The sequence below is a fragment of the Microbispora sp. NPDC049633 genome (assembly GCF_040675265.1).
Taxonomy (GTDB): domain Bacteria; phylum Actinomycetota; class Actinomycetes; order Streptosporangiales; family Streptosporangiaceae; genus Microbispora; species Microbispora maris.
In genome coordinates this window covers 1-10,585 of the sequence record NZ_JBFAOO010000232.1, presented here as the reverse complement: position 1 = coordinate 10,585, position 10,585 = coordinate 1, and the positions used below count along the sequence as shown (strand labels likewise).

Here is a 10,585-nt window from a genome sequence, read left to right as displayed (position 1 = left end):
CTGGCTGATGATGCTTATCGACGACTGGGAGGCAGTCCGGGCAACTCCACCGAGCGACGATGAACTCCGCCGGCAAGCACGAAAGATCGCGGACGCCGCGACCGACCGGCTTGAGGCGTTCAAAGATCAGGACTCGTAGAGGTGGGAACCACGCCAGCCAAGGGTCTCGGATCACTCCGGGGCCCTCGCTCTGATAGGTGACAAGCGTGACTCCAGAGACCGTGGCGCTGATCATGCTCACGGATGAATATTCGGTTTCGAATAATCGTGGCGCGCTGGACTGATCGTTGAAAAACTATGTTAGGTGGGGCGGAAGAACCGAGAGAAGCGTAGACGTCGAACCGACCCTGAGTATGGCAGCAGGGTCAACGCCATGCGTGCGGAGGTCAGGGGGCGGCGGGTGCCTCAGACCTATGAGGGGTACGAGCAGGCCAAGCTCACGAGGCACCCTGCTCTGGGTCGCACTCGCTCTCATTAAGGCGGAATAATCATGACGGGCAGCGTCGTCCAGGCCGTGGGCCTCACCAAAATCTTCGGCGAGGGAGGCTCGAAGGTCCACGCGCTCAAGGGTGTCTCGGTCGAGTTCGCAACGGGCCAGTTCACGGCGATCATGGGGCCTTCCGGGTCAGGGAAGTCCACCCTGCTGCATTGTCTGGCCGGGCTGGAGACCCCGACATCGGGGACGATCCGGCTTACGGAAGCCGACCTGACTACGTTGCCGGACGACGCGCTGACCAAACTCCGCCGCGATCGGGTTGGTTTCTTATTTCAGTCGTTCAATTTGCTTCCCAACTTGAGTGCCGAGCGGAACATCCTGCTGCCGCTCAAGCTCGCTCGACGCGAACCTGATGACAAGTGGTTCCGCACCCTCATCGCCATGCTCGGAATCGAGCACCGGCTGAGTCACCTCCCCGCCGAAATGTCCGGCGGGGAGCAGCAGCGGGTGGCCGCCGCCCGAGCCTTGGTCAGCAAGCCTGCTGTGGTGTTCGCAGATGAGCCCACCGGCGCGCTCGACTCACGAGCGGGCACGGACCTGCTCGGCTTCCTCAGCGAGTCAGTCCGGCAGTTGGGCCAGACCATCGTGATGGTGACCCACGATCCGATGGCGGCCGCCTACGCCAACCGCGTGGTGTTCATGGCCGATGGGCAGTTCGCAACGGAGTTGCACAACCCGAGGCACGATGACGTGCTCGCCATCGTGCGTCAGCTTGCGGGGGCGAGGACACCGGGATGCTGAACCGGACTTTCCCTCCCATGCTCCAGACAAGTCGCGGTGGGCGGATCGCGGCCGGCGTAGCCATCTTCATCGGTGTCGCGTTCGCGACCGCGACGCTCTTAGTGGGTGCTGGATTCGAGCGGTCGATCACCGAGACCGTCGCCGCTCAGGCGGTTCGTTCAGACCTCGTCGTGGTGGCCCGGCCTGGGCAGGAACTCCCCGGCGGAAAGGTCAAAGAAATCGAGGGCCTGCCTGGGGTGAAGGCTCTGTTCGTACTCCGGGAGGAGACACGCGAGATCGGCTGGCCTATCGCCGGAGATCGGCTGACTCGCCTGCAGACGATTGCCGGACAGTCCGAATTGCGCTGGCAGCAGCTCGCGGGCGGCCGCTGGCCGGAGAACGCCCATGAAGTGGTCGTGGATTCCGCCAGCGCGGGAAAGTTCGGCGTCGACCTGGGGCAGACGATCACCGGTTCGGCGAAGCTCAAGGCCACAGTGGTAGGCACGGTTCAACTGCCTGGATCTGTCGGCTCGGCCCTGCCCACGGTCTTCGTGCCGAGTGAGTCCGCCGGAAGGTGGATCTCCGCTGGTGCCAAGGAAGTCCACGTGAAGGCCACCTCAAGCGATTCGGTGAATGAGCTGTGGTCCAGGCTGTCCAGTGTCGCCGGGCAAGGCGTGGTGCGGACCGGTGCCGAGCATGCCCGCGTGCTCGTCTCCGAATTGTCGGGCGACACCGTGGCGTTGCAGGGTGCCCTTCTTGCGTTTGCCGCCGTCGCCCTCTTCGTCGCATCACTCGTCATCGGCAATACCTTCAGCGTGGTGTTCGCCCAGCACAGCCGCCGACTCGCTTTGCTCCGCTGCGTCGGCGCCACACGGGGGCAAGTGTTCCGCGCTGTCATGGGCGAAGCTGCGTTCTTCGGGTTCGTGGTGTCACTCCTCGGGGTCGCGGCAGGAATCGGCGCTGGTGTCCTGCTGACGATGCCGGAGGTGACTCTGCCGCCGTACGCAATTCTTGTGCCGCTTTGCGTCGGCGTGCTCATGACCCTCACGGCGGCATATCACCCCGCTCGCACCACCACTCGCATCAAACCGGTGGAGGCCCTGCGGACGACTGCCACGCGGGAAACCGCTGCCACCGGTTTCCTCTGGCTCGCCTCCGGAACGGGGCTGGCGCTGACGGGTTTCGCCGCACTGTCCTTCGGCGCTTACATGGGTTCCTATCCCTTCGGTGTGCTCGGCGGAGTCCTTTCCATGGGCGGCGTGCTGCTGCTGGCTCGTCCTCTCCTGCCGGCCCTGATCAGAGGATTGCGAGCTCCCTTCGCAGCGTTGTTTCGCGAGTCCGGCCTCATAGCCGGCGACAACGCCGCCAGAAACCCCCGCCGAGCGGCGGTCACATCGGTCCCGATTTTCGTCGGGATGACGCTCATCGCCACTCTGCTGGTCGCGGTCAACACGGCCGAGGAAACCCTCTCGCGGCAAATCATCAGCAGTTACCCCGTCGATATCGAGATCACCGCCAACGGTGCGCCACTGAAGCCACAGGTCATCCAGGAGATGGCTAAGGTATCTGGGATTGAAAAGGTCGCCTCACTTCGCGGGGCACGCGTGAAGATCGGCGGAGAGCCCCGGGTGCTGCTTGGGGCAGATGAGTCCGTAGCAGAAGTCAGCCACGGAGAAGTAAGCCCGCGTCCAGGGGAAATTCTGGTCCCACCGCCCATCGCGAGGAACACCAAGACAGCCATGGGCGGGACGATCGAGGTCCCCACCCCCAACGGCTCGCTCCGACTGATCGCCAAGCCCACACAGGCAGAAGTATCCGCTTTGATCGTTACGTCGGAAGACCTGGCGCGAATCGCGCCGGAGGCGCCGTTCACAGCCCAGTGGATGAGCGTGACGCAGGCAACCCGATCGGCCGACTTGGTGGAGGATGTTCGCCGTGCGTCGGCCGACCAACCGGATATCGTCCTCAACGGCGCCGTACAGGCGCGCGCCGGCTACCAGGACCTGCTGGACAATGCGCTGCTGGTCGCGCTCGGGTTGCTGGCCTTCTCCTCTCTGATCGCGATGGTCGGGATCGCCAATACGCTCACCCTTTCGGTATTGGAGCGCACTCGAGAATCCGGGCTGCTCCGGGCGCTTGGCCTGACCCGGCGGCAGCTGAGAAGGTCCCTGACTCTGGAGGCAGTGATGATGGCGCTCGCAGCGAGCATCCCCGCGCTGTTGCTGGGTTGCGTGTACGGCATCGCGGGAACGTACAGCGTTCTCGAACTGGGAGGCGACACCGTCCCCTCCATTCCGGTCGGTCAACTGGCACTGGTCGTGCTCGGCGCCGTGGCCATCACGGCACTCGCCTCGCTCATCCCCGCCAGGCGCGCTGCCAGAATCCCGCCCGCCACCGCCCTGATGGATGAGTGAAGCCACGTAGACGCCCTGCTCGTGGATGAGTGTTCGACTTGGGAGCCCCAGGGCCACCATCGCGAACGGCACCCTCTCGGTGTGAGGGCCACGCCAGATGTGGGCCGGCATTCCTGCCGTGATCGTGTCAAGGTGCAGATGTCGCCACGGGGATTCGCCTCCGTGTCGACACCGTCACCGTGCGGGAGCGGTGCACATGCATCGGGACTGGCCGCTGAGGGCTGCATCTGGTGGCGTCCGGCTGCGTCCTCGACGACAGCCCGATCATGTGAAGGGCCAGCTCAGAGGGCATCTGGGCTGGATGGGGGAGCGCGCCCTGAGGGATTCGAACCCCCGACCGTCGGATTAGAAGTGGATCGCCGTTCCTTAACCCCATGGCGTCCTGACCTGCGCCTGATCTCTCGGACACCTCCGGCCAGAGCAAGGTCATTCCGAACATGTTCCGGATCTTGGTCTATGGCCCGGTCAGAGGAACGAATCTACAGGTTGGCATGACGATCTTGTTAGGAGTGAGTGACGACGAGTCGGGTCAGCTCCCTAAGGTAGTCACTAGGTCGAAATCCGCTTGGTCCTCGAGTTGCGTCGTCCACGGTTATCCGTAGCTTGGCGTTCGGAAAGTCGGGACTAGGTGTGCCTGTAGGAACCCCTCGTATTTGCTCGATCGTCTGGTGACACTTCGCCATCGCCGACACAAGCTCCTTGTACGTTAGGATGTGCGGGCCGATCACCATGGATGTGTTCGACAGCCGAAGGGAATGCGGATCAGATTTATCGAAAATCGGACTACTTTTATACTTCTGCTTACCAAGAATCTTTTCGTCGGAGTGTTCCACCGCGTTGCGTAGGAACTTCAGGCGCTCTTCCTGACGTTGAGTCAGAGTTGGTGCTCCTCGGCCGACCTTATTTGCTCGAAGCGCTCGCGCATTGAGAACCGCACGATGGGTTGCGCTCACGCAGTTCTCCATGTGGTCGATAGCCCTCAGGTAGGGGCTTATGCGCAGTCCAGGGTGGGGCGAGACGTAGACCAGCAACTCAGCTCGTGCCGCATCGTATTCGCGGAGTGCTTTGTCCGTTAACCTGACGAAGTTCATGAATAGGCTAACCATTGTTCGATCCGGTGGAAGGCCAGATGGAAGACCCGAGACGGTCCGATCCAGGAGAACATTGAGCGTACCGTTATTCGAAAGATGATCTACCGCGGGTATTGCAAGTGCTTCCCGGGTCAGGCTGACACGATCGGTGCGGGGCATAGAACGGGAGCATGGCACTTAGTGCACGCCTGGGACACCCATATAACATGTCCCCCGACCTCTTTCCAGTGTCTGCGCAGCTCGACTAGTCGCGGGGAGTAGGAGGACAGCGGGCACGGCCGGCTGGACATGCGTGTCCCCTTGCCCGCCCGTGGCCTGTTTCGGCTCTTCGGAGAAACGCGGAAGCTGACTGGACCTGAGTAGTGACTAGGGCTTCTCCTCGTGGAGCGGGTGACGGGAACGGAACCCGCGCTGTCAGCTTGGAAATTGCATGGATCACGGCCCGTACTGGCGCTGACCTGGGCGCGGAGCCGTTATGAGTGACCGTGGTTGCCCCTCGTCACCCCGGTTAATGGCACGCTAATGGCACGACGATCACGCACACGACCTGCGGCGGTACGCCATGCGCGCGGCCTGGCCCCTGCTTCGCCCCCGTCCTCCTCGTAGCTGCTGACCCCCGGGACGGGACCGCCGTGTCAAGGGTCAGCGAAGCTGATCGCGAAGCGACGCCGTAGGCGCCCTTGACTCGGCGGGCACGGCCGGGACACTTGAGCAGCGAGGAGGACGGATGTCTCGGCTATTGTGCCCCACAGCGGACGTCAGCTGAACGTCGAGGAGCGGACTCGGTGAGCAGGGAACTGGCAACAAATCCAGTCGCTCTCGAAAGCGCCGTGAGTGATGAGCTGGCAAGTACAGCAGGGGCATGGGCCGGTGGTCCTACCGCTGTAGAGGGATTTCTCCGATGGGTTGTCGCCGACCTAAATCGGCTGCCAGCGCTGATCGTCGAGCATGCCGAGTTCCGGCATTACGGCTCGGGGTACGCGTCCTACATCGATGTCTTCATGACCAAGCGCGACGGCTCGATGCGTCGCTCCGCGAACGGTCGGACAGACGTTGAGGGATTGACCCTAGGGTTGTGCCGGCTCGCTCCTTTGGCGGTGCTCCTCAAGCGCAGTTGGCGGTCCTCCGGGCCTGGTGCTACAGGTGGTCATAGCATGCCCGAACTGTTGCGAGTCGTGGATATCGATCTGCCGGAATGGGAGGAGGAGTGCCGGCAGATTGGCCAGGTGCTTGATGGGCACGGCATCGCCTTGCTCGGCTTGCAGGTGCTCGGCTTGCCGTTGGATGCTCGGTTGCGGGTGGAAACGGCCCTCGACGATCCGCCGTACTGCGTGTTCGATGCCTGGTTCCACTGGATGGATTAGCCCGCGCCCCTGCTCTGGACCTGCCGTGCCCGTTGGGCCGGTGTGCACCTGCGACGATCGCGGCCGGAGCCGCTGGCGGTCGGGACCGGCCCCCAGGCCGCATGTCCGGCCGCCGGGCGGGCGACGCGCCGCGAGGCGGCGCGGAGCGCCGCCCTTGACTCCTACAAGCAGAATTCGGCAAGCCAGCGCCTATTCGCTGGCTCCTTCGACCTCGCACGGTGGCGTACGGTGCCTGAATCTACTCTTGTGGCGATGGCGCTGGCTGTACGTCCATGTTTCTTGCCGACTGCTCCCCACTTACTTCTTGCCGCGGATCGCGAGGATCACGGCCGCTAAGCTGGCGAGAACCTCAGGAAGGTCGTCCGAAGTCGTTCGAACGACCGTAAGCCACACAATGGCTACGGCCGCTACTGCGGTGATCAGAACCACGCCGAGTGTGATCGTCGCGGCAAGCACTATCGCATTCATTCGAGCTCTTCCATCCGTAGGCGGTAGCTGATGAGATCTGAGTGAAGGGCAGAGGAGCGCCGAGGGTCCACATGAGTCGTACAGGTCAGATGCGACATCGATTGCCGCAGGTCAGCGGGGGTGCCAGTGACGGGCCTAGTCGGATGCCTCGGATGAGTGAGGTCAGGTGAAGGAGCGAGGGAGAGGCGAGGCCCAGCTTCATCCACTTCACGGGGAGCTTGCCCGCCTAGAGGAAGTGGTCCGGAGGGCTGGTAGGTATAGCCGAAATAAAATCCTCGATGACATTTATAAGCAGGGAAGGGGACCTAAGCTAAGTCCACAGACTGTCTCTGGCTGGATCGTCCGGGGCATAGTGCCTGGCGATTTCGCCGATATGTGGCTATTTGTGCGAGAGTTGCTAGTTCGGGCGGTACCAGATCAGCTAAATAACAAATTCTGGTGGGTTCGCAAAGAGAGTGAGTGGAAAGGGTTGTGGGAGGCTGCTAAGAAGCAGGCATCTCATGCAGCCGCAACTCGCGTAGCTACGAATGATGAGAAATCGTCCTCAGGGCTGCTTAATTTCTTGAGTGTGACCCGCCTGAGTGCGGTCGAACATCCCTACCCCGCCGCGCTTCCGGGTGCAGTCCTTCCGTCCCTATCTCAAGTCTATGTGCGACAGCAGGCAGAGACAGAGAAGACCCGGAAACCTGAAGCTGACAAGGATCTTGATGATTCCGAGGTCAACTGGGGAAAGCGACCAGCTGAGGATGTAATCAAGAGCAGGGCGCCCGTTGCATGGCTCCTCGGAGGACCTGGCGCAGGAAAATCAAGCCTGTTGCGCATGATCGCAATTTTCCTTGCGGAATATCATCTTGCAGAGGTCTCGGAATCTGCGGAAGCCGCTCAAAGGTCAGCGGCGCAAAGGAAGTCGGACGCCATTCAATCATCGAAGTTGAATGCTTTCCCTAGAAGGAGTGCTATCTACCCGATATATATGTCAGCGCACTTCCTTGTACAGCCGGGCTCTTTTGCACAGCAACTGCATAGCGCCGTGCAATCGCAGCTTAGAGGACACGACTACTCTCCTCTGTCGGATGAGTTCTTCCGAATGCCACCCAGAAAGGGTGCCCGGTGGCTTGTTCTAATTGATGGGCTGGATGAGATAGCCGATGTCGATGAACGTATTAGAGTACTTCAAAGATTAGATTCTTTAAAGGGGGGCATCTATCGGTTTATCGTGGGGAGTAGGCCTCTGCCAGAATCGGAATTGGCGCTGCTTGACGGAGAAATCAAACTAGGGCGCGGCGCCGCCATCCCTGGGGAATCGGAAAGATATGAATTACTTCCCTTTGATTCGGCGCAGTTGCCTCAGTTCGTAAGGGGGTGGATGGAGGCAGCTCAAGTGCATGATCCGGTGGACGCGATTGCTGCTTTTATGGCGCAAGTTAATCGTGGACGATTGCGAGAGTTGGTGCGCAATCCCTTGATGGCAACAATTCTCTGTCAACTCCACGCAGCCAACCCTAACTACCCTCTCCCTAGGGGTAGGTACGGCGCCTATCAGCGTTTTTATGACCTACTGAAAGACAGGTTCTATGATTGTTCGCCAGCAGGCATAAATAGTCAGCTGGCCAGCCAGCTCAACCGCTATGGGAGTCAGGCTAGAAACGCCATAAGCGACCTCCCTGGAGCGATTTTAGATGTGCTCGGCAGCCTTGCTTTGAGGTTGCAGCATGAACGCGTCTCGGGTTCTCTTGAGCTTGTCAAGAAGTACGTATCTCACCTACGTCCTAGAGACATGCCGGCTAGTAGGTGGGAATCTCTCATGGCGCAAGTACTACGCCGTACGGGTCTCGTTGTGGTGCGCGGGGAGGAGCTCGATTTTGTTCACCAGACCCTTAGGGAATTTTTAGCGGCAAAACATGCCGCCGAGAACCGAAAGCGGAGCGAGGAGGAGTTTCTCAAGCTAGGAAAAGACGGGCGTCACTTGCCTTCATACCTCACTTCATACGATCGTTTCTTGATTGCTGCCTGGGTCCTAGAGGACTGCGCTCCCCGAGGGCTCTCCGAACTACTAATGCAGCTCTCTACGCACTACAGTTCGGCTGCTGGTATCTCGGAGCTGATTCGCGACGAGGTTGATCTCGGTTCGGACATCCGCGAAGCTACCGCACGCACACTATACAAAATGGCCAACGGTCGCAATCTATCGACCACCATTGCTGCTGCGGAAAACCTGGCGTCTGTAGACATTTCCTCTGCTGTCGAAGTCTTAGCGGTCGTCCTTAAGAATCCAAGGATCAGTTTCGTAGATCGGGCGCTCCTGTCTAAGAAGCTTATTGAGTTTGACCCCATGAGAGCGGTCGACACATTCGCTGAATTGGCAATGACTCGGCGGCTAAATATTATGTTTCGCGATTACGCATCTGATTATCTTGTAGGTCTCGATCAGGGCCGGGCTGCATCTGTCATTGCTGACATGATTAGGGAGCGTGGAGGTAATTTCCATGAATTGATTGTGTTGAGTAGGAAGCTGGCAAGACTCGACGGTGCTCTCGCTGCCAATCTACTCTCTAGTAGAATTCAGACGTACAATTGGAGTGAGAAGCGGCGAAGTTTGCTTGTGAGTGAGCTGTCTGAAATTCGCTCCCTCGTGGTGGGCGTATAGGGCTTGTTGTTTGGATCGTGGCGCATTCTGCAGATCCCTGGGACCCATTTAGAGTGGTTTGTGCTCTGCTCGTGTTCGGCCGTGTGGGATCGGTACTCCGAACGCTGTCATTTGTTCTGGGTTTACGTGGGTTACCTGGAGCGATAGTTTTGCCGTGTGGCTACCAACGATGAGCGGTCGCGGTGGGTCGTGCATGGTGAGCGGCTGATCTATGACAACCGGTGGATCCGGCTGGGCCTGGTGGACGTCGAGATCCCGGATGGGGAGCGGTTCGAGCATCACGCGGTGCTCTGGACCGGGCCGCTATCGCCGTGGTGGTCGACGAGCAACAGCGGGTGTTGATGATGTGGCGGCATCGGTTTCTGTTCGACCGGTGGGGCTGGGAGCTGCCGGGTGGCCTGGTCGACGCGGGGGAGGATCCGATGACGACGGCGGCCCGGGAGGTGGAGGAGGAGACCGGGTACCGGGTCAAGGAGATCGAGCACCTGGTGACCTATCAGCCGATGGCCGGCATGGTCGACTCCGAGCACAACCTGTACCTCGCCCGCGGTGCCGAACTGGTGAAGGAGCCCAGCGGGGAGATCGAGGCGGACCTGATCGAGTGGGTTCCGATGAAGGAGATCCCGGACATGATCGCCCGGGGCGACATCTGGACCTCGGGCACGTTGGTCGGTCTGTACGCGGCCCAGGATCGGCTCAGCGTAGAGCGCGGGTAAGTCGCTGGCTGAGTTCGTCGATGCGCAGACGTTCCCATCCCGCCGGAACTGGTGAAGATCCTGCGGACACACCTAGACACCTTCAGGACGGCGAGGGATGGCCGGCTGTTCCGGACGAGGACGGATGGCGTGATCTCGGGCTCGGCGTACGCGAAGATCTGGAAGCAGGCCCGCAGCTATGCCTTTACTCCCGAGCAGGTCGCCTCGCCGCTCGCGGCCCGGCCGTACGACCTGCGCCACGCGGCCGTGTCCCTTTGGCTGAACGCAGGTGTCCACGCTCCGGAGGCGGCTGAGCGCGCCGGTCACGGCGTGGACGTCATGCTGCGCGTCTACGCCAAGTGCATCGACGGACAACGCGAGATCGCCAACCAGCGTATAGAGGGCGCTCTGGCCTCATAAGTAATCAATCGCGAAATACTGGTCTGGTGGAACTTTCCCCCGAGCTCAGGAATCGTCTGGCTGAGCTGAGGGGTGATCTCCTCTGGGGTCGCCTCTCCGGGACCGCGCCGGAGGCCGGTTGGCTGGCCTGCGAACTGATCGAAGCGGGTCTGGACTCTCCAGAAGTGTGGGAGTTGGCAGGCTATGCGCTGTCCATCGGAGCAATGACCGAAGTTGAGCCGCTCATCGCGAGGTGATGACGGAGAGCGGCTTCCCACCCATCGAGGTTCA

6 protein-coding genes and 1 pseudogene are annotated in these 10,585 nt (G+C 60.9%); all 7 read left to right on the top strand.

The genetic code is table 11. The features are described from left to right. The first annotated feature begins 490 nt into the window (after positions 1–490). Entirely contained in the window at positions 491–1,237 is a 747-nt protein-coding gene (locus AB0J39_RS34660) for an ABC transporter ATP-binding protein (protein WP_363472535.1), read from the top strand. Beyond that, the gene (locus AB0J39_RS34655) at positions 1,231–3,630 is read left to right on the top strand and encodes an ABC transporter permease (protein WP_363472533.1); all 2,400 of its coding nucleotides are present in this window, start codon (positions 1,231–1,233) and stop codon (positions 3,628–3,630) included. The genes AB0J39_RS34660 and AB0J39_RS34655 overlap by 7 nt, the downstream gene beginning before the upstream one ends. Before the next feature lie 1,876 nt (positions 3,631–5,506). Next, entirely contained in the window at positions 5,507–6,085 is a 579-nt protein-coding gene (locus AB0J39_RS34650; protein ID WP_363472530.1) for a hypothetical protein, read from the top strand. Positions 6,086–6,719: 634 nt separating this feature from the next. After that, complete coding sequence (locus AB0J39_RS34645; protein ID WP_363472529.1) at positions 6,720–9,200, top strand: hypothetical protein; 2,481 nt, start codon at positions 6,720–6,722, stop codon at positions 9,198–9,200. 156 nt (positions 9,201–9,356) lie between these two features. Continuing rightward, a pseudogene (locus AB0J39_RS34640) lies at positions 9,357–9,916 on the top strand (NUDIX hydrolase). A 129-nt stretch (positions 9,917–10,045) separates the two neighbouring features. Beyond that, positions 10,046–10,315 carry a hypothetical protein gene (locus tag AB0J39_RS34635; RefSeq protein ID WP_363472527.1) on the top strand — a complete coding sequence of 90 codons (270 nt, stop codon included), beginning with the start codon at positions 10,046–10,048 and terminating at the stop codon, positions 10,313–10,315. 26 nt (positions 10,316–10,341) lie between these two features. Continuing rightward, the gene (locus AB0J39_RS34630; protein WP_363472526.1) at positions 10,342–10,551 is read left to right on the top strand and encodes a hypothetical protein; all 210 of its coding nucleotides are present in this window, start codon (positions 10,342–10,344) and stop codon (positions 10,549–10,551) included. Positions 10,552–10,585 lie beyond the last annotated feature (34 nt).